This window comes from Corallococcus sp. 4LFB (assembly GCF_046520365.1).
GTDB lineage: Bacteria > Myxococcota > Myxococcia > Myxococcales > Myxococcaceae > Corallococcus > Corallococcus caeni.
Window position 1 is genome coordinate 1 of the sequence record NZ_JBKGHJ010001148.1, and the last position, 758, is coordinate 758.

Genomic DNA, 758 nt, shown 5'->3' on the forward strand with positions numbered 1-758 from the left:
CTCCGCGCAGTCCCCCAGGAGCGCCACCGCCTCCCCCTGGATCTCCGGCGTCCGGGCGTCGCGCCCCTCGGCCACGTCCCGCAGGAAGGCGAAGCACCCCTTCTCGCGCGCCATCGCGCCAGCCAGGGCCGGGCGCCTCCGCCGTCTCCGCGTCCTTCACGCCCTGGGCCGCCGCGTCCCGCAGGGGCTTGCCGGCCGACTCCGCCAGACCGCGCGCCGCCAGCTCGCGGATCCGCGCGTCCTCGTCCCCCAGCATCCCCTCCAGCTCCCGCTTCGCCAGCGGACCGTACCGGCGCAGGGTGGCCACCGCCGTGCGCCGGCGCCGCACGTCACCGGACGTAAGCTCCGGCCGCAGCGCGTCCAACTCCCGCGAGTACACGGCGAAGAGCCTGTTGATGACGGCCTCGTCCGGGGGCTTCGCCTCCGTCAGGAGCAGCCGGCCCACGGACGCGCGCTGCCGCTCGGCGACGGCAAAGAGGAGCTCCGCCATCACCGCGTCCCCCGCGACGGGCCGCGACGCCACCGCGTCCAGCACCACGCGCGTCGCGGACGCCCCTGGAAGGTGGCCAGGTGCAGGAGCGCGGGCAGCCGCACGGACGGCTCCTGGGAGAACATCTCCAGCGACAGCGACTGGCGGACGGCCTCCCGCTTCGCCCACACCCGGGCGGCGGCGGAGGGCCCTCGAGCCCCCGCCTCCCGCAGGAAGTCCGCCGTGGAGCGGCCGGCGTCGGCGGCGGCGCGGACGGCGGTGAGGCAGG

General features: G+C 77.3%; 2 pseudogenes. Both read right to left on the reverse strand.

Annotated elements, in window-relative coordinates:
• Positions 1 to 538: pseudogene (locus tag ACLEQD_RS44625) on the reverse strand (hypothetical protein); the annotation flags it as partial.
• Positions 490 to 758: pseudogene (locus ACLEQD_RS44630) on the reverse strand (hypothetical protein); the annotation flags it as partial. The pseudogenes ACLEQD_RS44630 and ACLEQD_RS44625, both read right to left, overlap by 49 nt.